Source organism: Enterobacter sp. RHBSTW-01064 (assembly GCF_014103035.1).
Classification (GTDB): domain Bacteria; phylum Pseudomonadota; class Gammaproteobacteria; order Enterobacterales; family Enterobacteriaceae; genus Enterobacter; species Enterobacter mori.
Map to the genome: position 1 here is coordinate 179188 of NZ_JABXOU010000006.1, position 26412 is coordinate 205599.

Genomic DNA, 26412 nt, shown 5'->3' on the forward strand with positions numbered 1-26412 from the left:
AAGCAGTATAAAAATGGCCCGCAAAAAGATCCAAAAAGCATTATGTCTCTTTTACGTCCGCCATGTTTCAGCCTTTCTCTCTGATTTCTCCGCCAGTATGAGCAGATAAGCAGTAACAAAAGTGTCTATAAGCGCGGCAGAAATGTCCACATTGAATATTTGCACGGCGTCACACTTTCAATCGTAACAGCAATTTAGTCCATAAGATTAGCGGATCCTGCCTGACGATTTTCGCCCCCAGTCTCTAATGTTCTTCCATACCTGTTTTTTGATGGAGCAACACCATGGCAATTGCGATTGGCCTCGATTTTGGCAGCGATTCGGTTCGCGCGCTGGCAGTGGACTGTACGTCCGGCCAGGAGATAGCAACCAGCGTTGAGTGGTACCCGCGCTGGCAAGAGGGGCGCTACTGCGATGCGCCAAATAACCAGTTCCGCCACCATCCGCGTGACTATATCGAGTCGATGGAAGCGGCGATCAAAACCGTCCTGGCTGAACTGACGGACGCCCAGCGGGCGGAGATTGTCGGGATTGGCGTCGATAGCACCGGCTCAACGCCTGCCCCGGTGGATGCCGAAGGCCGCGTGCTGGCGCTGCGCCCGGAGTTCGCCGACAACCCGAACGCCATGTTCGTGCTGTGGAAAGACCACACCGCCGTGGAAGAGGCTGAAGCCATCACGCGCCTGTGCCATCAGCCGGGCAAAACCGACTACTCGCGCTATATCGGCGGGATTTATTCCAGTGAATGGTTCTGGGCCAAGATCCTCCACGTTACCCGCGCCGACGCCTCCGTTGCGCAGGCAGCCGCCTCGTGGATTGAGCTGTGCGACTGGGTGCCTGCCCTGCTCTCCGGCACCACGCGTCCACAGGATATCCGCCGCGGCCGCTGCAGCGCCGGGCATAAATCGTTATGGCATGAAAGCTGGGGCGGCCTGCCTCCAGCCGCGTTCTTCGATGAGCTTGACCCGATTATCAACAAGAGCCTGACATATCCGCTGTTTACCGACACCTTTACCGCCGATATTCCGGTCGGCACGCTCTGCGAAGAGTGGGCGAAACGCCTCGGCCTGCCGCAGAACGTGGCGATCTCCGGCGGCGCCTTTGACTGCCATATGGGCGCCGTAGGCGCAGGTGCACAGCCCAATACGCTGGTGAAAGTCATCGGCACGTCCACCTGCGACATTCTGACGGCGGATAAAGCCACCGTCGGCGACCGCGCGGTGAAGGGCATCTGCGGCCAGGTTGACGGCAGCGTGGTGCCGGACTTTATCGGCCTCGAAGCCGGTCAGTCCGCGTTTGGCGATATCTACGCCTGGTTTGGCCGTGTGCTGGGCTGGCCGCTGGACCAGCTCGCGGCGGCGCATCCTGAACTGAAAACCCAGATAGCCGAGAGCAAAAAGCAGCTTCTGCCGCAGCTCACCGAAGCCTGGGCGAAAAATCCCTCGCTCGATCACCTGCCGGTAGTGCTGGACTGGTTTAACGGTCGTCGCACGCCGTTCGCCAACCAGCGTCTGAAAGGGGTGATCGCGGATCTCAACCTGGCAACCGACGCGCCTGCGCTGTTCGGCGGCCTGATTGCCGCAACGGCCTTCGGCGCCCGCGCCATTATGGAGTGCTTCACCGAGCAGGGCATCGACGTGAACAACGTGATGGCGCTGGGCGGCATCGCCCGTAAAAACCCGGTGATCATGCAGGCCTGCTGCGACGTGCTGAACCGTCCGCTGCAGATTGTGGCCTCCGATCAGTGCTGTGCCCTGGGCGCGGCGATTTTTGCCGCCGTGGCCGCAGGCGTCCATGCCGACATCCCGACCGCGCAGCAGCATATGGCGAGTGCCGTCGAAAATACCCTTCAGCCGCGTGCCCAGCAGGCGCAACGCTTCGAACAGCTTTATCAGCGCTACCAGCAATGGGCAAAAAGCGCCGAACTTCACTATCTCCCTGTCGCCGCCCCGGCTAAAAGCACCGCGGACACTACGGCAACCCTGACCCATTAAGGACACGATGATGACCATTTTTAATAACTATGAAGTGTGGTTTGTGATTGGCAGCCAGCATCTGTACGGACCGAAAGCGCTGCAGCAGGTGACGAAACACGCGGAGCACGTGGTTAACGCGCTGAACGCGGAAGCTAAACTGCCGTGCAAACTGGTGTTGAAACCGCTGGGCACCACGCCGGACGAAATCACCCACATCTGCCGCGACGCCAACTACGACGATAAATGCGCCGGGCTGGTGGTGTGGCTGCACACCTTCTCGCCAGCAAAAATGTGGATCAACGGTCTGTCTATCCTCAACAAACCGCTGCTGCAGTTCCATACCCAGTTCAACGCCTCCCTGCCGTGGGACAGCATCGACATGGACTTTATGAACCTGAACCAAACCGCGCACGGCGGCCGCGAGTTCGGCTTCATCGGCGCGCGTATGCGTCAGCAGCACGCGGTGGTCACCGGCCACTGGCAGGATGGCAAGGCGCAACAACGTATCGGCTCCTGGATGCGTCAGGCGGTCTCAAAGCAGGACACCCGCCACCTGAAAGTGGTGCGTTTTGGTGACAACATGCGTGAAGTTGCGGTCACCGACGGCGATAAAGTGGCCGCGCAGATCAAGTTCGGCTTCTCCGTGAATACCTGGGCCGTGGGCGACCTGGTGCAGGTGGTGAATGAAATCAGCGATGGCGACGTAAGCGCGCTGGTGGACGAGTACGAAAGCCGCTACCGCCTGACGCCTGCGGCACAAATCAACGGCGACAAGCGCCAGAACGTGCTGGACGCGGCGCGCATCGAGCTGGGCATGAAGCGCTTCCTGGAACAGGGCGGCTTCCACGCTTTTACCACCACCTTTGAAGACCTCCACGGTCTGAAACAGCTGCCGGGTCTGGCGGTACAACGTCTGATGCAGCAGGGCTACGGTTTTGCGGGCGAAGGCGACTGGAAAACTGCCGCTCTGCTTCGCATCATGAAGGTGATGTCGACCGGTCTGCAGGGCGGCACCTCCTTTATGGAGGACTACACCTATCACTTCGAGAACGGCAATGACCTGGTGCTCGGCTCGCACATGCTGGAAGTGTGTCCGACAATCGCCGTCGAAGAGAAACCGATCCTCGACGTGCAGTATCTCGGCATCGGCGGTAAAGCCGATCCGGCGCGTCTGATCTTCAACACCCGCACCGGCCCGGCCATCAACGCCAGCCTGATCGACCTCGGCGATCGTTTCCGCCTGCTGGTGAACTGCGTCGATGCGGTTGAAACCCCACATTCTCTGCCGAAACTGCCGGTCGCCAACGCCCTGTGGAAAGCACAGCCTGACCTGCCAACCGCCTCAGAGGCTTGGATCCTGGCCGGCGGCGCGCACCATACGGTGTTCAGCCACGCGCTGGATCTGAACGATATGCGTCAGTTCGCGGAACTGCACGATATCGAACTGACCGTCATTGATAACGATACCCGCCTGCCCGCCTTCAAGGACGCGCTGCGCTGGAACGAAGTCTATTACGGTTCAAAACGCTAAGCCCTGAATGCCCGGTAGCACTGCGTTTACCGGGCCTACGGAACCGTAGGCCGGATAAGCGAAGCGCCATCCGGCAGGAGACAATAATGTTAGACGATCTCAAACGTCAGGTGCTCGAAGCCAACCTGGCGCTGCCGAAACATAACCTGGTGACCCTGACCTGGGGCAACGTTAGCGCCGTTGACCGGGAAAAAGGCGTGTTCGTGATCAAGCCTTCCGGCGTGGATTACGCGGTAATGACCGCAGAAGACATGGTGGTGGTCAGCATCGAAACGGGTGAAGTGGTGGAAGGCAGCAAAAAGCCCTCCTCCGACACGCCCACCCACCGCCTGCTGTATCAGGCATTCCCGACCATCGGCGGCATTGTGCATACCCATTCGCGCCATGCAACCATCTGGGCGCAGGCGGGCCAGTCCATCCCGGCGACCGGCACCACCCACGCGGACTACTTTTACGGCACCATTCCCTGCACGCGCCTGATGACCGATGCGGAGATTAACGGTGAGTACGAGTGGGAAACGGGGAACGTGATTGTTGAAACCTTCGAAAAACAGGGTATCGACGCGGCGCAAATGCTCGGCGTGCTGGTGCACTCCCACGGCCCGTTTGCCTGGGGTAAAAACGCGGAAGACGCGGTGCATAACGCCATCGTACTCGAAGAGGTCGCCTATATGGGGATCTTCTGTCGCCAGCTGGCACCGCAGCTCCCGGATATGCAGCAAACCCTTCTGGACAAGCATTATCTGCGCAAACACGGCGCGAAAGCGTATTACGGGCAGTAGCCTGTAGGCCGGATAAGCGCAGCGTCATCCGGCAAAACAGACACTGTATAAAACCCCAGCAAACCCACCTCAACCAGGCTATAATCAGGCCTGGTTTTGTTTTCTGGGATAACGGCGTGGCGCAGGCGCAAGAAGGCTTTTTACTGACCCGACACTGGCGGGATACCCCTCAGGGCACCGAGGTCGCGTTCTGGCTGGCGACGGACAACGGTCCGCTGCACGTTACGCTGCCGCCGCAGGAATCCGTGGCCTTTATTCCTGAAGCCCACGTCGAGAAGGTAAAGCAGCTGCTGCGCGGTGAAAACGGCTGGCGCATCACTCCGCTTGAGTTGAAGGATTTCCACCGCCAGCCGGTTTACGGCCTTTACTGCCGCGCCCATCGTCAATTAATGCGCTACGAAAAGCTGCTCCGCGAAGCGGGCGTGACGCTTTACGAAGCGGATATCCGCCCACCAGAACGCTTTCTGATGGAGCGGTTCATTACCGCCCCTGTCTGGGTTGATGGCATCGAACAAAACGGCAGCGTCGTGAATGCTCGCCTGAAACCTAACCCACACTATCGCCCGCCGCTGAAGTGGGTCTCCCTGGATATCGAAACCACCCGCCACGGCGAGCTTTACTGCATTGGCCTGGAAGGCTGCGGCGATCGGGTTGTCTATATGCTCGGGCCTCCGAATGGCGATGCGTCCGCGCTGGATTTCCGGCTTGAGTACGTCAACAGCCGCCCGCAGCTGCTGGAGAAGCTTAACCAGTGGTTTGCCGACTATGATCCCGATGTTCTGATCGGCTGGAACGTGGTGCAGTTCGACCTGCGCGTGCTGCAAAAACACGCCGAGCGCTACCGCATCCCGCTGATGCTGGGGCGCGGAAACAGCGAGCTGGAATGGCGCGAGCACGGTTTTAAGAACGGTGTTTTCTTTGCACAGGCTAACGGTCGCCTGATTATTGACGGCATCGAGGCGCTTAAGTCCGCCTTCTGGAACTTCTCTTCATTCTCCCTTGAAGCGGTCGCGCAGGAGCTGCTTGGCGAAGGCAAATCCATCGACAACCCCTGGGACCGAATGGACGAGATCGACCGGCGCTTTAACGAAGACAAACCGGCGCTCGCCACCTATAACCTGAAAGACTGCGAACTGGTGACGCAGATTTTCCACAAAACCGAGATCATGCCGTTCCTGCTGGAGCGCGCGACGGTGAACGGACTCGCGGCGGACAGACACGGCGGCTCCGTGGCGGCCTTTAGCCACCTCTATTTTCCGCGAATGCACCGGGCAGGGTACGTTGCCCCCAACCTCGGGGACGTGCCGCCGCAGGCCAGTCCCGGCGGGTACGTGATGGACTCCCGGCCAGGATTGTATGACTCGGTGCTGGTGCTGGATTACAAAAGCCTCTACCCGTCGATTATCCGCACCTTCCTGATCGATCCCGTCGGGCTGGTTGAGGGCATGGCGCAGCCGGACGATGAACGCAGCACCGAAGGCTTCCTCGGCGCACGCTTCTCGCGGGAAAAACACTGCCTGCCTGAAATCGTGGGCAACATCTGGCACGGCCGCGATGAGGCCAAGCGCCACGGCAATAAGCCCCTTTCTCAGGCGCTGAAAATCATCATGAACGCCTTTTACGGCGTGCTGGGTACCAGCGCCTGCCGCTTCTTCGACCCGCGACTGGCCTCCTCCATCACAATGCGCGGACACGAGATTATGCGCCAGACCAAAGCGCTGATTGAGTCCCGTGGCTATGACGTCATCTACGGCGACACGGACTCCACCTTTGTGTGGCTTAAGGGCACGCATTCAGAAGACGACGCAGCGCAAATCGGCAAAGCGCTGGTCGCCTTTGTGAACGACTGGTGGGGCAAGCATTTGCAAAAAGAGCGGTTAACCAGCGCGCTGGAGCTGGAGTTTGAAACCCATTTTGCCCGCTTTTTAATGCCCACCATTCGCGGCACCGATCAGGGCAGCAAGAAGCGCTACGCCGGGCTGATTCAGGAGGGCGACGCGCAGCGGATGGTCTTTAAAGGGCTGGAGACGGTGCGCACCGACTGGACGCCGCTGGCGCAGCAGTTCCAGCAAACCCTCTACCTGCGGGTCTTCCGCAATGAGCCGTATCAGGACTACATCCGCGAAACCATTGCCAGCCTGATGGCGGGCGAACTTGACGCACAGCTGGTGTATCGCAAGCGCCTGCGCCGCCCGCTGGCGGAGTACCAGCGTAATGTGCCGCCCCATGTGCGCGCCGCGCGACTGGCGGATGAAGAGAACGTGCGGCGGGGCCGTGCGCCGCAGTATCAAAACCGTGGCACAATCAAATATGTCTGGACCACCAGCGGCCCGGAACCGGTTGATTACCAGCAATCGCCGCTCGATTACGATCATTATCTGACGCGCCAGCTTCAGCCGGTCGCGGAGGGAATTTTGCCCTTCATCAATGATGATTTTGCTACACTAGTGACAGGGCAACTTGGCCTATTTTGACGCGTGACGAAATGGCTGCCATCCAGTACCATAGCGCCCTTTCCATTCCCGGACCCATTTTTCGATGACCGTCTTTTTGACGGTGGTTGAACTATTGCCTGCAATTAAAGATTAGAGCCGAACAACTATGCCTTTTACACTTGGTCAACGCTGGATCAGCGATACAGAAAGCGAACTTGGATTGGGAACCGTCGTTGCCGTCGATGCGCGCATGGTTACCCTCCTCTTCCCTGCCACCGGTGAAAACCGTCTGTACGCTCGCAATGACTCCCCTGTTACCCGCGTGATGTTCAATCCGGGCGACACCGTGACCAGCCATGACGGCTGGCAGCTCAAGATTGAAGACGTAAAAGAAGAGAATGGACTGCTCGCCTACATTGGTACTCGTCTTGATACGGATGAGGCCAATGTCATCCTGCGTGAAGTGCTGCTCGACAGCAAACTGGTGTTCAGTAAGCCGCAGGACCGCCTGTTTGCCGGGCAAATTGACCGTATGGATCGCTTCTCTCTGCGCTATCGCGCGCGTAAGTTCCAGAGCGAACAGTACCGCATGCCGTGGAGCGGCCTGCGCGGCCAGCGCACCAGCCTGATCCCTCACCAGCTGAACATCGCCCATGACGTGGGCCGTCGCCACGCGCCTCGCGTGCTGCTGGCCGACGAAGTGGGCCTGGGTAAAACCATCGAAGCGGGCATGATCCTGCACCAACAGCTGCTTTCTGGCGCTGCCGAGCGTGTGCTGATCGTGGTTCCGGAAACCCTGCAGCACCAGTGGCTGGTTGAGATGCTGCGCCGCTTCAACCTGCGCTTCTCCCTGTTCGACGACGAACGTTATGCCGAAGCGCAGCACGACGCCGACAACCCGTTTGAAACCGAACAGCTGGTCATCTGTTCGCTGGACTTCGTGCGCCGCAGCAAGCAGCGCCTGGAGCACCTCTGCGACGCCGAGTGGGACATTATGGTGGTCGACGAAGCGCACCACCTGGTCTGGAGCGAAGATGCGCCGAGCCGCGAATATATGGCTATCGAGCAGCTTGCCGAGCGCGTGCCTGGCGTTCTGCTGCTGACCGCAACGCCGGAGCAGCTGGGTCTTGAGAGTCACTTCGCCCGTCTGCGCCTGCTCGATCCAAACCGTTTTCACGATTTCGAGCAGTTTGTCGAAGAGCAGAAGAACTACCGCCCGGTTGCCGATGCCGTCGCCCTGCTGCTGGCGGGCAATCGTCTCTCTAACGATGAGCTGAACACCCTGAGCGATCTGATTGGCGAGCAGGATATCGAGCCGCTTCTGCAGGCTGCCAACAGCGACAGCGACAACGCGGAATCCGCGCGCAAAGAGTTGATCGACATGCTGATGGATCGCCACGGCACCAGCCGCGTGCTGTTCCGCAACACCCGTAACGGCGTCAAAGGTTTCCCGAAACGCGAACTGCATACGATTAAACTGCCGCTGCCGACGCAGTATCAGACGGCAATTAAAGTCTCCGGCATTATGGGTGCGCGCAAAACCCAGGAAGAGCGCGCCCGCGACATGCTTTATCCGGAACAAATCTACCAGGAATTTGAAGGTGATACCGGCACCTGGTGGAACTTTGACCCGCGCGTGGAGTGGCTGATGGGCTATCTGACCGCCCACCGCTCCCAGAAGGTGCTGGTGATCTGCGCCAAAGCGGCCACCGCGCTGCAGCTGGAGCAGGTCCTGCGCGAGCGTGAAGGTATTCGCGCTGCCGTGTTCCACGAAGGCATGTCCATCGTCGAGCGCGACCGTGCGGCAGCGTGGTTCGGGGAAGAGGACAGCGGTGCGCAGGTGCTGCTGTGCTCGGAGATCGGCTCTGAAGGCCGTAACTTCCAGTTCGCCAGCAACCTGGTGATGTTCGATCTGCCGTTTAACCCGGATCTGCTGGAGCAGCGTATCGGGCGTCTGGATCGTATCGGTCAGGCACATGATATTCAGATCCACGTTCCTTACCTGGAAAAAACCGCGCAGTCCGTGCTGGTACGCTGGTTCCACGAAGGTCTGGATGCGTTTGAACATACCTGCCCGACGGGCCGCACGATTTACGATCAGGTGCATGGCGATCTGATCGGCTACCTGGCCGCGCCGGAAAACGCGGAAGGGTTTGATGAGCTGATCAAGTCCTGCCGTGAGAAGCACGATGCGCTGAAAGCGCAGCTGGAGCAGGGCCGCGACCGCCTGCTGGAGATCCACTCCAACGGCGGCGAAAAAGCGCAGGCGCTGGCGGAAAGCATCGAAGAGCAGGATGACGACACCAGTTTAATCAGCTTCTCCATGAACCTGTTCGACATCGTCGGGATCAACCAGGACGATCGCGGTGAGAACATGATCGTCCTCACGCCGTCGGATCATATGCTGGTTCCGGATTTCCCGGGCCTGCCGGAAGATGGCTGCACGATCACCTTCGAACGTGATGTGGCGCTGTCTCGCGAAGACGCCCAGTTCATTACCTGGGAGCACCCGCTGATCCGCAACGGCCTGGATCTGATCCTCTCCGGCGATACCGGCAGCAGCACCATCTCCCTGTTGAAAAACAAGGCGCTGCCAGTGGGCACCCTGCTGGTTGAACTGATCTACGTTGTGGAAGCGCAGGCGCCAAAACAGCTGCAGCTCACCCGCTTCCTGCCGCCGACGCCGGTGCGTCTGCTGCTGGATAAAAACGGTACTAACCTGGCCGCGCAGGTCGAGTTCGAGAGCTTCAACCGTCAGCTGAGCGCGGTTAACCGTCACACCGGCAGCAAGCTGGTCAACGCCGTTCAGCAGGACGTGCACGCCATTCTGCAACTGGGTGAAACCCAGGTTGAAAAAGCAGCTCGTGAATTGATTGATGCGGCACGCAGCGAAGCCGACGAGAAGCTCTCAGCAGAGCTTTCTCGACTGGAAGCGTTAAAAGCGGTTAACCCGAACATTCGTGACGATGAACTGGCGGCGATTGAAAGCAATCGTCAGCAGGTGCTGGAGAGCCTGGATCAGGCAAGCTGGCGTCTGGACGCACTGCGTCTCATCGTTGTGACGCATCAGTAAACGGAGCGCAAGATGGTGATGGAGCCCTACAATCCCCCTCAGGATCCCTGGCTGGTCATCCTTTATCAGGATGAGCACATTATGGTGGTCAACAAGCCAAGCGGCCTGTTGTCCGTGCCGGGGCGTCTGGACGAGCACAAAGACAGCGTGATGACGCGTATTCAGCGCGATTATCCGCAGGCGGAGTCCGTCCATCGCCTCGACATGGCCACCAGCGGCGTGATTGTGGTGGCTCTGCATAAAGAAGCGGAACGCGAGCTGAAACGCCAGTTCCGCGAGCGCGAACCGAAAAAGCAGTACGTCGCGCGCGTCTGGGGCCATCCGGCGACGGCGGAAGGTCTGGTGGATCTACCGCTGATCTGCGACTGGCCGAACCGGCCAAAGCAGAAGGTGTGCTATGAAACCGGCAAGGCGGCGCAAACCGAGTATGAAGTGCTTGAGTACGCGCCGGATAACACCGCGCGCGTCCTGCTTAAGCCGATTACCGGGCGCTCTCACCAGCTGCGCGTGCATATGCTCGCCCTGGGCCACCCGATTCTGGGAGACCGGTTTTACGCGCCGCCAGAAGCGCTGGCACTGGCTCCTCGCCTGCTGCTGCATGCGCAGACCCTCACCATTACCCATCCGGTTTTTGGCAATGCAATGACCTTTAAGGCTCCCGTGGACTTCTAAAAAAAAATGGCCCGATATCATCGGGCCATTTTTTATTTAAAACCTTTTTGCTCTTTTATCAGCTCATAGGCTTTCTGAATTTCCTGCGCTTTCTGCTTCGCCATCTCCATCATCTCTGGCGGTAAACCTTTCGCGACCAGCTTGTCCGGATGATGCTCGCTCATGAGCTTACGATAGGCACGCTTGATCGTGGTCTGATCGTCAGAAGGCTTTACGCCAAGCACGTTGCAGGCATCTTCCAGCGTCGGGCCACGCTGCGTCTGCTGCCAGCCGCCACCGGAGGATTGCTGCTGGTAACCCCCGCCAAACTGCGCGCCACCCTGCATCATGCGCAGGAACTGGTCGAACTGCATGCGGGAGATCCCCAGTTCTTCAGCAATGACGTATAAAACGTCCCGCTCGTTGGGATGAAGGGAGCCATCGGCGAAGGCCGCCTGAATTTGGATCTCCAGAAACATCCGAATTAAATCAAAACGACCGAAGCAGATGCTGCGGAACTGACGCATTTTTTCACGCAGCGGATAGTTATCCGCTTTACCGATACGAAACGCATTTTGCGCTGCCACGCGAGATTCACCGTGCAGATTCATGCGATCCATGAATACGCTGGCAATCTGAATATCGGCTTCGGTGACGCGCCCTTTTGATTTGGTTAAATGCCCCATCACCTCAAAGGTGGTGGAGAAAAAGAGCGACTGACGCTCGCGCTGGTTGGCGAACCAGGCCATTTTGCGGCTGCGTGCCTTATCAAACATATGGCCGATAATAAGGCCCAGTACCACGCCCCAAAAGCCAGCGCCCATGATTAATGCGAACGCAACGCCGATGATTTTACCCCAATACTGCATATACTCCCCGAATAGTCATGTTCCTGGTTCGACGCAACGCCATCATTACAGTGGTCGCGCCACGGTCAATTGAGGGACATCGCCTATAATTTGCATTATCATACTCGTCATTCGATAGCGAGCCTAACACTCTGGCACGCAAACGGGCAGGATTAACGCTGGTACTGCGCTGATGAGTAAGATAGTCTCTGAGCGTTTGTAAGCCGTAGCCACTGATGACGGAACAATAAAATACAACGTATGAAAAAACGTATCCCCACCCTCCTGGCCACAATGATTGGCGCCGCTCTGTACAGCCAACAGGGGCTGGCAGCCGATCTCGCCTCGCAATGTATGCTTGGCGTCCCAAGTTACGATCGTCCACTGGTTGAGGGCGATACGAATGACTTGCCGGTTACCATCAATGCCGACAATGCGAAAGGTAATTATCCTGACAATGCCACCTTTACGGGCAATGTCGATATTAACCAGGGCAACAGCCGTCTGCAGGCAGATGAAGTGCAATTGCATCAGAAGCAACCAGAAGGTGCGGTTGCGCCAGTACGTACGGTGGATGCGCTGGGTAATGTGCACTATGACGACAACCAGGTCATCCTGAAAGGTCCGAAAGCCTGGTCAAATCTGAATACAAAAGATACCAACGTCTGGGAGGGTGATTACCAGATGGTGGGTCGTCAGGGGCGCGGTAAAGCTGACCTGATGAAACAGCGCGGTGAAAACCGCTATACGATTCTGGAAAACGGTTCCTTCACCTCCTGTCTGCCGGGCTCGAATACCTGGAGCGTGGTGGGCAGTGAAGTTATTCACGATCGTGAAGAACAGGTCGCGGAGATCTGGAACGCCCGCTTTAAGCTCGGCCCGGTCCCTGTTTTCTACAGCCCTTACCTGCAGCTTCCCGTAGGCGACAAACGACGTTCCGGTTTCCTGATCCCGAATGCCAAATACAGCACCTCGAACTACTTTGAGTTCTACCTGCCGTATTACTGGAATATCGCGCCAAACATGGATGCGACGATCACGCCGCACTATATCCATAAGCGCGGTAACATCATGTGGGAAAACGAATTCCGCTATCTGACCAAAGCGGGTGCCGGTTTGATGGAGTTTGATTATCTGCCATCGGACAAAGTCTTCCAGGACGAGCACCCCACCGAAGGTGATAAACACCGCTGGATGTACTACTGGCAGCATGCCGGGGTGATGGATCAGGTCTGGCGCTTCAACGTTGACTATACCAAAGTTAGCGATCCGTATTATTTCAACGACTTTGACTCTAAATACGGTTCCAGTACGGACGGCTACGCCACGCAGAAATTCAGCGTGGGCTACGCCATTGAGAACTTTAACGCCACGGTGTCGACCAAGCAGTTCCAGGTCTTTAACACCCAAACGGCCAGTACCTATGGTGCTGAACCGCAGCTGGACGTCAACTGGTATCAGAACGATGTCGGGCCTTTCGACACCCGCGTCTACGCCCAGGCGGTGCACTTCGTCAACACCAACTCGGATATGCCGGAATCAACGCGTCTGCATATTGAGCCGACGATCAACCTGCCATGGTCAAACGACTGGGCGAGCCTGAATACCGAAGCCAAGCTGATGGCAACCCATTACCAGCAGAAAAACCTGGACTGGTATAACAAACAATATAAGACCGATCTTGAAGAATCGGTAAACCGTACGCTTCCGCAATTCAAGATGGACGGTAAGCTGATCTTCGAACGTGATATGGGCCTTCTCGCGGACGGTTACACCCAGACGCTTGAGCCGCGTATGCAGTACCTGTACGTGCCTTATCGCGATCAGAGCAAAATTCAAAACTACGACTCGTCCTTCCTCCAGTCTGACTACAGCGGCCTGTTCCGCGACCGTACCTACGGCGGGCTTGACCGTATTGCGTCTGCTAACCAGTTGACGACCGGCGTCACAACGCGCGTTTATGATGAATCTGCCGTTGAACGTTTTAACGTTTCTGTTGGTCAAATCTACTATTTCACCGAGTCTCGTACCGGTGATGACGACATTAACTGGGAGAAAGGCAACAAAACGGGTTCACTGGTGTGGGCAGGTGATACCTACTGGCGCATGACCGATCGTTGGGGTCTGCGCGGTGGTGTTCAGTACGATACTCGCCTGGATAACATCGCGACGGGCAGTGCTGCCATTGAATACCGTCGTGATGAAGACCGTATGGTGCAGTTGACGTACCGTTATGCCAGCCCGGAATATATTCAGGCGACATTGCCGAACTACGCCAATGCTGACCAGTACAAAGACGGGATTTCGCAGGTGGGTGGCGCCGCGAGCTGGCCAATCGCCGATCGTTGGTCAATCGTCGGAGCCTACTACTATGACACGAATGCCCAAAAACCCGCTGACCAGATGCTAGGTCTGCAATATAACTCCTGCTGTTACGCGCTGCGTGTCGGCTACGAACGCAAGCTTAACGGCTGGGATACTCAAAACAGTCAGGGCAAATACGATAACGTGATTGGCTTTAATGTCGAGCTGCGCGGCCTGAGTTCCAACTACGGTCTGGGCACGCAGCAGATGCTGCGCTCGAACATTCTGCCTTACCGCAGTTCCTTGTAATGTGCTTGATTTGCAACATAATCCGCTTTGCGGTTAATTGAAATGGAAAAAGTATGAAGAACTGGAAAACGCTGCTGCTCGGTGTCGCCATGGTTGCGAATACTAGCTTCGCGGCACCCCAGGTTGTTGATAAAGTCGCCGCTGTGGTTAACAACGGCGTCGTGCTTGAAAGTGACGTTGACGGTTTAATGCAGTCTGTAAAGCTCAATTCGGGCCAGGCAGGTCAGCAGCTTCCGGATGACGCAACGCTGCGCCACCAGATCCTGGAACGTCTGATCATGGATCAGATCGTCCTCCAGATGGGTCAAAAAATGGGTGTGAAGGTTTCTGACGAGCAGCTCGATCAGGCGATCACGAACATTGCGAAACAGAACAACATGTCCCTGGACCAGATGCGCAGCCGTCTGGCCTACGATGGCATCAGCTACGCCACTTACCGTAATCAGATCCGTAAAGAGATGCTGATTTCAGAAGTGCGTAACAACGAAGTGCGTCGCCGCGTCACCATCCTGCCTCAGGAAGTGGACGCGCTGGCTAAGCAGGTGGGTAACCAGAACGATGCCAGCACCGAACTGAACCTGAGCCACATTTTGATCCCGCTTCCGGAAAACCCAACCTCCGATCAGGCGGCTGAAGCGGAAAGCCAGGCGCGTTCTATCGTTGAGCAGGCGCGTAACGGCGGTGACTTTGGCAAGCTGGCCATCACCTATTCCGCTGACCAGCAGGCGCTGAAAGGCGGCCAGATGGGCTGGGGCCGTATTCAGGAACTGCCATCCCTCTTTGCCCAGGCGCTGAGCACGGCGAAGAAAGGGGACATCGTCGGTCCAATCCGTTCAGGTGTAGGCTTCCACATTCTGAAAGTGAACGATCTGCGCGGTCAGAGCCAGAGCATTTCCGTCACGGAAGTTCACGCTCGCCACATTCTGCTGAAACCGTCTCCGATCATGACTGACGATCAGGCGCGTGCGAAGCTGGAACAGATTGCAGCTGACATCAAGAGCGGCAAAACCTCCTTTGCGAATGCGGCAAAAGAGTTCTCTCAGGATCCAGGCTCTGCTAACCAGGGTGGCGATCTGGGCTGGGCTGCGGCCGATATCTACGATCCGGCTTTCCGCGACGCGTTGACGAGAATGAGCAAAGGTCAGCTGAGCGCACCTGTGCACTCTTCCTTCGGCTGGCATCTGATTGAACTGATGGATACCCGCAACGTCGATAAAACCGATGCGGCCCAGAAAGACAGAGCTTACCGTATGCTGTTCAACCGCAAATTCTCTGAAGAAGCGGCAACCTGGATGCAGGAACAACGCGCCAGCGCTTACGTGAAAGTGCTGAGCAACTGATGAAACAGCATCGTGTTGTGATCACGCCCGGCGAGCCCGCCGGGATTGGACCTGACCTCGTCGTCCAGCTCGCCCAGCGCAGCTGGCCGGTGGAACTGGTTGTCTGCGCAGATGCAACACTGTTACAAGACCGGGCAACATTGCTCGGTCTGCCTTTAACGCTCCTCCCTTATGTTGAAGGCCAGCAGCCCGTACCGCAGCAAGCGGGCACCCTCACGCTTCTGTCGGTTCCTCTTCGCACCCCTGTCGTCCCCGGTCAACTCAGCACTGAAAACGGGCGCTACGTTGTTGAGACGCTGGCGCGCGCCTGCGACGGTTGCCTGAACGGCGAGTTCGCGGCGCTGATCACCGGTCCGGTGCATAAAGGCGTTATCAACGACGCGGGGATCCCCTTTACCGGACACACCGAGTTCTTTGAAGAACGTTCGCACAGTCCGAAAGTGGTGATGATGCTGGCAACGGAAGAGATGCGTGTCGCGCTGGTGACAACCCATCTGCCCATCAAAGCCATTCCTGATGCCATCACCCCTGAACTCCTGCGCGAGATCATCAGGATTTTGCATCACGATCTGCAGACGAAATTCGGCATCCCGCAGCCGCACGTGCTGGTTTGTGGCCTGAATCCGCATGCGGGCGAAGGCGGACACATGGGCACCGAAGAGATCGACACCATCATTCCGGTGCTCAACGAAATGCGGGAAAAAGGGATAAACCTCAGCGGGCCACTGCCTGCAGACACCCTTTTCCAGCCCAAATACCTGGATAATGCCGACGCCGTGCTCGCGATGTACCACGATCAGGGCCTCCCCGTGCTAAAATACCAGGGCTTTGGCCGCGGCGTGAATATCACCCTCGGTTTACCCTTTATTCGAACGTCCGTTGACCACGGTACTGCGCTGGATCTGGCAGGCCAGGGGAAAGCGGATGTCGGCAGTTTTATTACGGCGCTTAATCTCGCCATCAAAATGATTGTTAATACTCAATGACTAATCGAGTCCATCAGGGCCACTTAGCCCGTAAACGTTTCGGGCAAAACTTCCTTAACGATCAGTTCGTGATCGAAAGCATTGTCTCGGCTATTAATCCGCAAAAAGGTCAGGCGATGGTCGAAATCGGCCCGGGCCTTGCCGCACTGACCGAGCCAGTAGGCGAACGCCTTGACGAACTCACGGTTATCGAGCTGGACCGCGATCTGGCCGCACGTCTGCAAACACATCCGTTCCTCGGGCCGAAGTTGACCATTTATCAGCAGGATGCCATGACCATGAACTTTGGCGAACTGTCAGAGAAAATGGGCCAGCCGCTGCGCGTGTTCGGTAACCTGCCGTACAACATTTCCACCCCGCTGATGTTCCACCTGTTTAGCTATACTGATGCCATTGCCGACATGCACTTCATGTTGCAAAAAGAGGTTGTTAACCGTCTGGTTGCAGGCCCGAACAGTAAAGCGTATGGTCGTTTAAGCGTGATGGCACAATATTACTGCAACGTGATCCCGGTACTCGAAGTACCGCCGTCAGCGTTCACACCGCCACCGAAAGTAGACTCTGCGGTTGTGCGCCTTGTGCCGCACAAAACGAAACCGTACCCGGTAAAAGATCTGCGTGTACTGAGCCGCGTCACCACAGAGGCCTTTAACCAGCGTCGTAAAACGATCCGTAACAGCCTGAGCAACTCATTTACCGTTGAGGTGTTAGCCGAGCTGGGGATCGACCCGGCAATGCGAGCGGAGAACATTTCCGTAGAGCAGTACTGTAAGCTGGCTAATTACATCAGCGAAAATGCGCCGCCGAAGGAGAGTTAAGCCATGATTGATTCGCCCCGCGTATGTGTCCATGTACAAAGCGTCTATGTTGAATCGCAGTCCTCACCGGATGAAGAACGTTTTGTCTTTGCTTACACAGTGACCATCCGCAATCTGGGGCGGATGCCCGTGCAGCTGCGCGGGCGCTATTGGCTTATCACGAACGGCAATGGTCGTGAAATTGAAGTCCAGGGCGAAGGCGTAGTGGGTGAACAACCGCTTATCGCTCCTGGCGAAGAATATCAGTACACCAGCGGCGCGGTGATCGAAACGCCAATGGGTACCATGCAAGGCCATTATGAAATGGTCGACGTCGATGGCAATGGCTTCCGCGTTGCCATTCCCGTATTCCGTCTCGCCGTTACAACATTCATTCATTAATCCAATGTCTACATATCTGATTGGCGACGTTCACGGTTGCTACGATGAACTGATCGCATTATTAAAGCAGGTCGACTTTACGCCAGGACAGGACATGCTGTGGCTGACGGGCGATTTAGTGGCGCGTGGCCCGGGCTCCCTTGAGGTTTTACGTTTCGTTAAATCACTGGGCGACAGCGTGCGCATGGTTCTGGGCAATCACGATCTGCATCTGCTGGCGGTATTCGCCGGGATCAGCCGCAATAAGCCGAAAGATCGTATTACTCCCCTGCTTGAAGCACCGGATGCGGACGATCTGATCAACTGGCTGCGTCGTCAGCCGCTGCTGCAGATCGATGAAGAGAAAAAGCTGGTCATGGCCCATGCCGGGATCACGCCACAATGGGATCTCGAGACGGCAAAAGCCTGCGCGCGCGATGTTGAGGCGGTGCTGGCAAGCGACTCGTATCCTTTCTTCCTCGATGCCATGTACGGCGATATGCCGAACCACTGGAGCGAGGATCTCAGCGGTCTGGCCCGTCTGCGTTTTATCACCAATGCCTTCACCCGCATGCGTTTCTGCTTCCCGAACGGACAGCTGGACATGTATTCCAAAGAGACGCCGGAAAGCGCGCCTGCACCGCTGAAACCGTGGTTTGCCATTCCGGGACCGGTGACAAGCGAGTACAGCGTGGTCTTTGGTCACTGGGCGGCTCTGGAAGGTAAAGGGACGCCGGAGGGGATCTACGGTCTTGATACCGGATGCTGCTGGGGTGGGGAGTTAACCTGCTTACGGTGGGAAGATAAAACGTACTTCGTACAGCCGTCCAACCGACAGCTGGACTTAGGAGAAGGTGAGGCTGTCGCCTCCTGATACGTTATTCCCTCTCCCGGCCGGGAGAGGGAAAATCACTTAACGACGTTCCAGAATTTCGAAGCAGTAGCTATGTGAGTTCTGTGCATCCGCGTCGTGGAATTCGCTGAAAACGGATTCCCACTCGTCCGGATCGTAATCCGGGAAATGGGTATCCCCTTCCACTTCCGCATCAATGTGGGTCAGATACAATTTCTGCGCTTTCGGCAGGAACTGCTCATACACGCGTCCGCCGCCGATCACCATGATCTCTTCAGCATCACCACAGGCGGCAATCGCTTCATCAACGGATTTCACCCACTGAACGCGATCGTCAGTGCCTGGCTGGCTACTGATCACAATATTCTTACGGCCCGGCAATGGACGACCAATCGACTCCCAGGTCAGGCGGCCCATCACTACCGGCTTGTTTAACGTCGTACGTTTAAACCATGCGAGATCGGCAGGCAGGTTCCACGGCATGGCATTTTCCATGCCGATAACGCGGTCTACCGCCAGCGCTGCAATCAGACTGATCATTGAAAATTTCCCGGATGCAAAAAATTGCCGCCACTATACGGAAAGCTTAATCTTTCGTCGACTGGCGGCAGGGTAAAGAAACAGAAATTTTTTAATATTGCTGGCAACTCCACTTCACGCGGACGGTTTACTTTCCGGTTCATCCTGAGGATCCCCGGTGTGCTTGCCCTCTTCCGTTCCCTGCCAGCCGTGACGCTGGGTAAGCGACAGGTGATTGCGGTCCTCGTTAATAATTTCCGTCAGCATCGCGCTGGTGCGTTTAAACACGGCTGCCCGGTCTGAAGCCGTGCTGCTCGCCATCTCCACCATCTCCTCGACCATTCCGGTGTTAAAGCGGCGGAACAGATCGGCACGCTCACGCGCCTCATACGCCCCCAGTCCCAGGCTTTCCAGCGCCATTCGACCAGATTTAAGCGCACCTTCGAAGGTTTCACGCTCCGGCGCTACGACGCCAGCCTGACGCAGCTGGATGTAGTGATCCACATCGCGCGCGCGGGAGATAATCGTCAGGTCAGGGAAATGCTCTTTGACCAGCTCAACCAGCTGCAGACTGGTTTGCGGATCGTCAATGGCGTTGATCAGCACCTCGGCTTTCGCAGCCCCGGCCGACTCCAGCAAATCGACGCGGGTAGCATCACCATAGAATACTTTCATATCGAATTTACGCAGGGTTTCTACGTGGTCAGGATCGTGATCGAGAATGACCATTTTAACGCCGCTGGAGAGCAGCAAACGGCCGGTGATCTGCCCGAAGCGCCCGAATCCAGCGATAATCACTCGCGGCTGTTCTTCGTCAATCTCATCGGCTTCACGCCCCTGTTCGCTGTCCGATTTTTCCAGACGCGTCAGCAGCACCAGCAGGATCGGCGTGGCGGCCATCGATAATGCCACGGCCAGCGTTAACGCTTTGGCCCACTCGGGATCGAGCACCTTCGCCATCTGCGCTGCACCAAACACCACAAATGCGAATTCACTCCCCTGCCCCAGCAGCGCGGCAAACCAGCGACGTTGTTTACCTGGCACCTTCAGCGGACGGGCAACCAGCCACAGTACCGCCATTTTAATGACCAGGAAACCCACCAGCAGGATAACAATCCGCAGCGGATGCGTGGCCAGCGTGCCGAAGTCGACGGACATCCCGACGCCGATGAAAAACAACCCCAGCAGCAGGCCTTTAAACGGCTCGATATCGCTTTCCAGCGCGTGGCGGTATTCGGAGCTTGCCAGCAGAACGCCTGCCAGGAAGGCGCCCATTGCCATCGACAGCCCGGCTTCTTCCAGCAGCAGACCGAAGCCAAACACCAGGAATAACGCAACGGCACTGAACACTTCGCGCAGGCCCGAGCGCGCAACAAAGCGCAGCAGTGGACGGGTGACGTATCGGCCAAGCAGGACCACCAGCATCAGAGCACCGACGACTTTCAGCGCCGAGAGTGCAAATGCGCCAAGCGTCGTTGATGCTCCGCTGGCGGCCAGCAGCGGGATCATCGCCACCAGCGGGATGGCGGCAATGTCCTGGAACAGCAGCACCGAGAACGCGCTGCGGCCCATCTGGGAGACCGTCAGGTTACGCTCATTCATCGCCTGCATGGCAATGGCCGTCGAGGAGAGCGCCAGCGTCATGCCGATCAGCCCGGCCACTTTCCAGTCCATCCCCAGCAGGATGCAGAACCCGCCCAGCAGCAGGCCACACGCCACCATCTGTAGCGCGCCGCCGCCAAACACGGAAGCACGCAATTTCCATAAGCGCTGCGGATCCAGCTCCAGACCAATCACAAACAGCATCAGCACCACGCCAATTTCAGCGAAATGCAGTATCGCTTCGGCATCGGTGACCAGACGAAGGCCCCAGGGTCCAATCACGCACCCGGCAATCAGATAGCCGAGCACGGATCCCAGCCCCAGTCGAACCGCCACAGGGACAATCAATGCCGCCGCGCCGAGATAAATCAGTGCCTGTATCAGCGTATGGCTATCCATTGTGCGTCTCCTGCCACTCAAGTAAGCGTTGTTTGTAGTGGCGAGCCTGTGCCTGCAAGGTTTCATCGTCGCAAATAAAGGTACAGTGCATCGCAAAAGGAGGCAGCCAGTTCAAACCACAATAGAGCGCGGTCGCCTGTAGCGGCTGCGCCAGCACCTCAAAGCCGGGGAAGGAGCCGATATCAAAGTGGCTTTCACCGCCGCCGGTCGTCACGGCCCACATCAGGCTTTTCCCCTTCAGCGCATGACCGTTATGACCATATGCCCAACCGTGAGAGAAGACTTTATCGATCCACAGCTTCAACAGCGGAGGCGTGCTGTACCACTGCATGGGATGCTGCCAGATAATCAGATCGGCACGAGAAAGCGCCTCCTGTTCGGCGGCGATATCGATATTAAAGTCGGGATAGAGTTGATAGAGGGAACGTATCTCTACGTTATCAAGCGTCCTTACCTGCTCAAGCATCCGCTTATTCGCATGCGAGTGCTGCGGATAGGGGTGCGCGTAAATTATCAGAATCATTGATTAGCCTGTTGTTACTGCTTTCTTTTAACAAAAGAGTGTAGTCAGTAATTCAACAGGCTAATAGTGAATATTATTGACGGGCTTACGTCAGAATTCTGAATTAGTTATCCAGCTCACCCATGGATTTCACCTGGTCGCGGTTAATCTGCTCGGTTTGACCGGTTTCGGCGTTTTTATACGACACCAGACCGGTATCATCATCCACCTGAGGTTTGCCATCGGTGACGATGGTGCGGCCGTCGGTGGTTTTAACTGCCTGATTAGACGAGCAGCCCGCAACGGTAAACATTGCAGTGGCGGCCAGAACGGAAGCGATCAGTAGTTTATTTTGCATGGTGTTTTCCCCTGCTCTCAGTTGAATTTCGTTATCGACCTAACCATTTTAGGCTAACTGACTGAAAGCGGATGAAAAACCAGAAGGTTCTGAAGATGGGGAGAATGCCCGGCAACCGAACGGCACCGGGCATGTGAACTTACTTGCTAATCTGCGCGTGCATTTCCTGCACTGAAATCACCTTCTCGGTGGCATCCGCGTTCAGCGCCATGGCCGTTGCGAAACCGCCGTTCAGGGTGGTGTCGTAGTGCACTTTGTACTGCAGCGCGCTGCGGCGAATCAGCTTGGAATCTTCAATCGCCTGACGTCCTGCGGTGGTATTGATGATGTAGGTGTATTCGCCATTCTTGATACGGTCCTGAATGTGCGGACGACCTTCATGCACCTTGTTCACCAGACGCGGGTTGATACCGGCTTCACCCAGCACAATCGCCGTACCGTGGGTTGCATCCAGCTCGAAGCCCTGTTTCAGCAGCTTGGCGGCCAGGTCAACCACGCGCTCTTTGTCGCCTTCGCGAACGGAGAGCAGCGCACGGCCTGATTTTCTCATGGTGGAGCTACTGCCCAACTGCGCCTTCGCGAACGCTTCTGCGAAGGTGCGGCCCACGCCCATCACTTCCCCGGTAGAGCGCATTTCTGGCCCTAACAGCGGGTCAACGCCAGGGAATTTGTTGAACGGCAGCACCACTTCTTTCACCGAGTAGTACGGTGGAATAATCTCTTTGGTCACGCCCTGCTGCGCCAGCGTCTGGCCCGCCATCACGCGCGCCGCCACTTTCGCCAGCGGGACGCCGGTGGCTTTGGAGACGAACGGTACGGTACGTGCCGCACGCGGGTTCACTTCAATCAGGTAGACTTCGTTGTCTTTCACCGCGAACTGGACATTCATCAGGCCGCGAACCTGCAGCTCGAAGGCCAGCTTCTGCACTTGCTGGCGCATCACGTCCTGAATCTCCTGGCTCAGGGTGTACGCTGGCAGAGAACAAGCGGAGTCACCGGAGTGCACGCCTGCCTGCTCGATGTGCTCCATGATGCCGCCAATCAGCACCATTTCGCCGTCGCAGATGGCGTCAACGTCCACTTCCACCGCGTCGTCGAGGAAGCGGTCGAGCAGCACTGGCGCATCGTTGGAGACGCTTACCGCGGTCTGGAAGTAGCGGCGCAGGTCGGCTTCGTCATAAACGATTTCCATCGCGCGGCCGCCCAGCACGTAGGAAGGACGCACCACCAGCGGGTAGCCAATCTCTTTCGCCTTCTCAACGGCCATTTCAATGGCGGTCACGGTGGCGTTCGCAGGCTGCTTCAGCTTCAGACGGTCAACCGCCTGCTGGAAACGCTCACGGTCTTCCGCACGGTCAATCGCGTCCGGGCTGGTGCCGATAACCGGCACGCCTGCTGCTTCCAGCGCGCGCGCCAGCTTCAGCGGGGTCTGGCCGCCGTATTGCACGATAACGCCTTTTGGCTTCTCGATGCGCACGATTTCCAGCACGTCTTCCAGCGTCACCGGCTCGAAGTAGAGGCGGTCAGAGGTGTCGTAGTCGGTCGATACGGTTTCCGGGTTACAGTTGACCATGATGGTCTCGTAACCGTCTTCACGCAGCGCCAGGGAGGCGTGCACGCAGCAGTAGTCGAACTCGATGCCCTGGCCGATACGGTTTGGACCGCCGCCCAGCACCATAATCTTGTCGCGGTCGACGGACGGATTCGCTTCGCACTCGTCTTCATAGGTGGAGTACATGTAGGCGGTGTCGGTTGAGAACTCTGCCGCACAGGTGTCCACGCGCTTGTAGACCGGGTGCAGGTCGTACTGGTCGCGCAGCTTGCGGATTTCCGCTTCACGTACGCCCGCCAGCTTAGCCAGACGCGCATCGGCGAAGCCTTTACGCTTCAGCACGCGCAGGAAGTCAGCGTCCAGACCGGTGATGCCCAGCTCAGCGACCTGTTCTTCCAGACGCACCAGCTCTTCAATCTGCACCAGGAACCAGCGGTCGATGTTGGTCAGGTTGAACACACCGTCGACGGAGAGGCCAGCACGGAAGGCATCGGCGATGTACCAGATACGCTCAGCGCCCGCGTCCTTCAGCTCGCGGCGGATTTTGGTCAGCGCTTCCGGGTCGTCCAGGCTCACTTTCGGGTCGAAGCCGGTCGCGCCCACTTCGAGGCCGCGCAGCGCTTTCTGCAGGGATTCCTGCTGCGTGCGGCCAATCGCCATCACTTCACCGACAGATTTCATCTGGGTGGTCAGACGGTCGTTCGCGCCCGCAAATTTCTCGAAGTTGAAGCGAGGAATTTTGGTCACAACGTAGTCGATGGACGGCTCGAAGGACGCCGGGGTGCGGCCACCGGTGATGTCGTTCATCAGCTCGTCGAGGGTATAACCCACCGCTAGCTTCGCCGCCACTTTCGCAATCGGGAAGCCGGTTGCTTTAGAGGCCAGCGCGGAGGAACGGGACACGCGCGGGTTCATTTCGATAACAATCAGACGGCCGGTTTTCGGGTTAACGGAGAACTGCACGTTAGAACCGCCGGTTTCCACGCCGATTTCACGCAGTACCGCCATCGAGGCGTTACGCATGATTTGATACTCTTTGTCGGTCAGGGTCTGGGCTGGCGCAACGGTGATGGAGTCACCGGTGTGGATACCCATCGCATCGAAGTTTTCGATGGAGCAGACGATGATGCAGTTGTCGTTTTTATCACGCACCACTTCCATCTCGTACTCTTTCCAGCCAATCAGCGATTCATCAATCAGCAGCTCTTTGGTTGGGGAGAGATCCAGACCGCGTTCGCAAATCTCTTCGAACTCTTCGCGGTTGTAGGCGATACCGCCGCCGGTACCGCCCATGGTGAACGATGGACGGATAATGCACGGATAGCCCACGTCAGCCGCGACGGCCAGCGCTTCTTCCATGTTGTGTGCGATACCGGAACGCGCGGTGTCGAGGCCGATTTTCTTCATCGCCACGTCGAAGCGGCGACGGTCTTCTGCTTTATCAATCGCGTCGGCGGTCGCACCAATCATGGTCACGCCGAACTCGGCCAGCACGCCCTGACGCTCCAGCTCCAGCGCACAGTTCAGCGCCGTCTGGCCGCCCATGGTTGGCAGCACCGCGTCCGGACGCTCTTTCTCGATGATTTTACGCACCACTTCCCAGTGAATCGGCTCGATGTAGGTTGCATCGGCCATTTCCGGGTCGGTCATGATGGTTGCCGGGTTAGAGTTCACCAGGATAACGCGGTAACCCTCTTCACGCAGGGCTTTACACGCCTGCGCACCGGAGTAGTCGAATTCGCAGGCCTGGCCGATGACGATCGGGCCAGCGCCAAGGATCAGGATGCTTTTTATGTCTGTACGTTTTGGCATTGTCTTCTCGGCTCCTGATTATTTAGCGGTCTTACGGTATTGCTCGATAAGTTCGATGAAGTGATCGAACAGCGGCGCGGCATCGTGTGGGCCCGGGCTGGCTTCAGGGTGGCCCTGGAAGCTGAACGCTGGCTTATCGGTACGGTGGATACCCTGCAGGGTGCCATCGAACAGCGACTTATGGGTCACGCGCAGGTTAGCCGGCATAGAGGCTTCATCGACGGCAAAGCCGTGGTTCTGCGCGGTGATCATCACCGTGTTGTTATCGATGTCCTTCACCGGGTGGTTACCACCGTGGTGGCCGAACTTCATCTTAACGGTGTTCGCACCGCTCGCCAGCGCCAGCAGCTGATGGCCAAGGCAGATGCCGAATACCGGGATATCGGTTTCCAGGAAGGACTTGATGGCGGCGATGGCGTAATCGCACGGCGCCGGGTCACCAGGACCGTTGGACAGGAAAATACCGTCCGGATTCATCTTCAGCACGTCTTCAGCAGACGTTTGTGCCGGAACCACCGTCAGGCGGCAGCCGCGGTCAACCAGCATGCGCAGGATGTTGCGCTTAGCACCGAAATCGTAGGCCACCACGTGGAACGGCAGCTCGCTCTCTTTTTTCGCTTCCGGCAGGTCGCCTTCCAGCGTCCAGCTACCCTGCGCCCAGCTGTAGGCCTCAGCGGTAGTCACTTCTTTCGCCAGGTCCATGCCGTTCAGGCCCGGGAAGGCTTTCGCTTTTTCCAGCGCCAGCGTCGCATCGAGGTTGTCACCCGCGATGATGCAGCCGTTCTGTGCACCCTTCTCGCGCAGCAGACGCGTTAACTTACGGGTATCGATATCGGCAATCGCCACAATGTTATGGCGCTTCAGGTAAGAAGAGAGGTCTTCGGTATTGCGGAAGTTGCTGGCAATCAGCGGCAGGTCGCGGATGACCAGGCCTTGCGCATGTACCTGAGAAGATTCTTCGTCAGCCGCATTGGTGCCGACATTGCCGATATGAGGATAAGTAAGAGTAACGATTTGGCGAGAATAGGAAGGATCAGTGAGGATTTCTTGATAACCGGTCATTGAAGTATTGAAAACGACTTCCCCAACCGCCGAACCTGTTGCCCCTATGGCCCGACCGATAAACTGGGTTCCGTCTTCCAGAACCAATAGCGCTGACTTAATCAAAACACCCTCCAGAGAATATTCACTCACTTTATTTGCATATTAATTCACAACCACGTCATAAATCAATGCAAATGTGTTGCCAGCGGATTTTTGGCAAACGGCGGCATTCTGGGGATTTGGTGGGTAAAAGTCAACTCAAAACGGATATATTGTTTATTCTTTTGCGAGCCTGACGGCTGGAATGCGATTTAACGGGCAAAAAGATCAGGCAAATCATTCTGGAAAACGCTTGCGC

19 protein-coding genes are annotated in these 26412 nt (G+C 57.1%); 12 read left to right on the forward strand and 7 right to left on the reverse strand.

Annotated features, from left to right (window positions below; genetic code table 11):
* Positions 1–284 precede the first annotated feature (284 nt).
* From araB to rluA, 6 genes are all read left to right on the forward strand, one after another.
* Positions 285–1994 (forward strand): ribulokinase, encoded by a 1710-nt coding sequence (araB, locus tag HV355_RS18270; RefSeq protein WP_182402913.1) that lies wholly within the window; start codon positions 285–287, stop codon positions 1992–1994.
* Positions 1995–2004: 10 nt separating this feature from the next.
* Positions 2005–3507, forward strand: coding sequence for an L-arabinose isomerase (araA, locus tag HV355_RS18275; RefSeq protein ID WP_182403018.1), 1503 nt, complete (start codon positions 2005–2007; stop codon positions 3505–3507).
* Positions 3508–3593: 86 nt separating this feature from the next.
* On the forward strand, positions 3594–4289 hold the full coding sequence (gene araD, locus HV355_RS18280) for an L-ribulose-5-phosphate 4-epimerase (RefSeq protein WP_182402915.1): 696 nt from the start codon (positions 3594–3596) through the stop codon (positions 4287–4289).
* 116 nt (positions 4290–4405) lie between these two features.
* On the forward strand, positions 4406–6763 hold the full coding sequence (gene polB / locus HV355_RS18285) for a DNA polymerase II (RefSeq protein ID WP_182402917.1): 2358 nt from the start codon (positions 4406–4408) through the stop codon (positions 6761–6763).
* 127 nt (positions 6764–6890) lie between these two features.
* On the forward strand, positions 6891–9797 hold the full coding sequence (rapA, locus tag HV355_RS18290) for an RNA polymerase-associated protein RapA (protein ID WP_108417110.1): 2907 nt from the start codon (positions 6891–6893) through the stop codon (positions 9795–9797).
* A gap of 12 nt (positions 9798–9809) precedes the next feature.
* Positions 9810–10469, forward strand: coding sequence for a bifunctional tRNA pseudouridine(32) synthase/23S rRNA pseudouridine(746) synthase RluA (rluA, locus tag HV355_RS18295; RefSeq protein ID WP_148401115.1), 660 nt, complete (start codon positions 9810–9812; stop codon positions 10467–10469).
* A gap of 32 nt (positions 10470–10501) precedes the next feature.
* Here the strand turns inward: rluA and djlA are convergent, their stop codons facing one another.
* On the reverse strand, positions 10502–11317 hold the full coding sequence (gene djlA, locus HV355_RS18300) for a co-chaperone DjlA (RefSeq protein ID WP_100165493.1): 816 nt from the start codon (positions 11315–11317) through the stop codon (positions 10502–10504).
* Between the two features lie 240 nt (positions 11318–11557).
* On the opposite strand from djlA, the gene lptD reads away from it, so the two are divergent.
* From lptD to apaH, 6 genes are read left to right on the forward strand one after another with little or no spacing between them, the layout of a single operon-like run.
* Positions 11558–13909 carry an LPS assembly protein LptD gene (lptD, locus tag HV355_RS18305; protein ID WP_182402919.1) on the forward strand — a complete coding sequence of 784 codons (2352 nt, stop codon included), beginning with the start codon at positions 11558–11560 and terminating at the stop codon, positions 13907–13909.
* A gap of 53 nt (positions 13910–13962) precedes the next feature.
* Positions 13963–15249, forward strand: coding sequence for a peptidylprolyl isomerase SurA (gene surA / locus HV355_RS18310; RefSeq protein ID WP_089599204.1), 1287 nt, complete (start codon positions 13963–13965; stop codon positions 15247–15249).
* The gene (pdxA, locus tag HV355_RS18315; RefSeq protein ID WP_182403019.1) at positions 15246–16235 is read left to right on the forward strand and encodes a 4-hydroxythreonine-4-phosphate dehydrogenase PdxA; all 990 of its coding nucleotides are present in this window, start codon (positions 15246–15248) and stop codon (positions 16233–16235) included. Before surA ends, pdxA begins: the two co-directional genes overlap by 4 nt.
* The gene (gene rsmA, locus HV355_RS18320) at positions 16232–17053 is read left to right on the forward strand and encodes a 16S rRNA (adenine(1518)-N(6)/adenine(1519)-N(6))-dimethyltransferase RsmA (protein ID WP_010427042.1); all 822 of its coding nucleotides are present in this window, start codon (positions 16232–16234) and stop codon (positions 17051–17053) included. Before pdxA ends, rsmA begins: the two co-directional genes overlap by 4 nt.
* 3 nt (positions 17054–17056) lie before the next feature.
* Positions 17057–17434, forward strand: a complete 378-nt coding sequence (apaG, locus tag HV355_RS18325; RefSeq protein ID WP_108417114.1) for a Co2+/Mg2+ efflux protein ApaG — start codon at positions 17057–17059, stop codon at positions 17432–17434.
* Between the two features lie 4 nt (positions 17435–17438).
* On the forward strand, positions 17439–18287 hold the full coding sequence (apaH, locus tag HV355_RS18330; protein ID WP_029484936.1) for a bis(5'-nucleosyl)-tetraphosphatase (symmetrical) ApaH: 849 nt from the start codon (positions 17439–17441) through the stop codon (positions 18285–18287).
* A 39-nt stretch (positions 18288–18326) separates the two neighbouring features.
* Here apaH and folA read toward each other — a convergent pair whose 3' ends face one another.
* The 6 genes from folA to carA all read right to left on the reverse strand — a co-directional run bounded on the left by folA (position 18327) and on the right by carA (position 26177).
* Complete coding sequence (gene folA, locus HV355_RS18335) at positions 18327–18806, reverse strand: type 3 dihydrofolate reductase (RefSeq protein ID WP_003856431.1); 480 nt, start codon at positions 18804–18806, stop codon at positions 18327–18329.
* Between the two features lie 114 nt (positions 18807–18920).
* Positions 18921–20786: a glutathione-regulated potassium-efflux system protein KefC gene (kefC, locus tag HV355_RS18340; RefSeq protein ID WP_108417115.1), complete on the reverse strand. Its 1866-nt coding sequence runs from the start codon at positions 20784–20786 to the stop codon at positions 18921–18923.
* The gene (gene kefF / locus HV355_RS18345; RefSeq protein ID WP_010427046.1) at positions 20779–21309 is read right to left on the reverse strand and encodes a glutathione-regulated potassium-efflux system oxidoreductase KefF; all 531 of its coding nucleotides are present in this window, start codon (positions 21307–21309) and stop codon (positions 20779–20781) included. The genes kefC and kefF overlap by 8 nt, the downstream gene beginning before the upstream one ends.
* 103 nt (positions 21310–21412) lie before the next feature.
* Positions 21413–21646 (reverse strand): YgdI/YgdR family lipoprotein, encoded by a 234-nt coding sequence (locus tag HV355_RS18350; protein WP_010427047.1) that lies wholly within the window; start codon positions 21644–21646, stop codon positions 21413–21415.
* Positions 21647–21785: 139 nt separating this feature from the next.
* The gene (gene carB, locus HV355_RS18355) at positions 21786–25010 is read right to left on the reverse strand and encodes a carbamoyl-phosphate synthase large subunit (RefSeq protein WP_024907428.1); all 3225 of its coding nucleotides are present in this window, start codon (positions 25008–25010) and stop codon (positions 21786–21788) included.
* Positions 25011–25028: 18 nt separating this feature from the next.
* Positions 25029–26177, reverse strand: a complete 1149-nt coding sequence (gene carA / locus HV355_RS18360) for a glutamine-hydrolyzing carbamoyl-phosphate synthase small subunit (protein WP_073001075.1) — start codon at positions 26175–26177, stop codon at positions 25029–25031.
* Positions 26178–26412 lie beyond the last annotated feature (235 nt).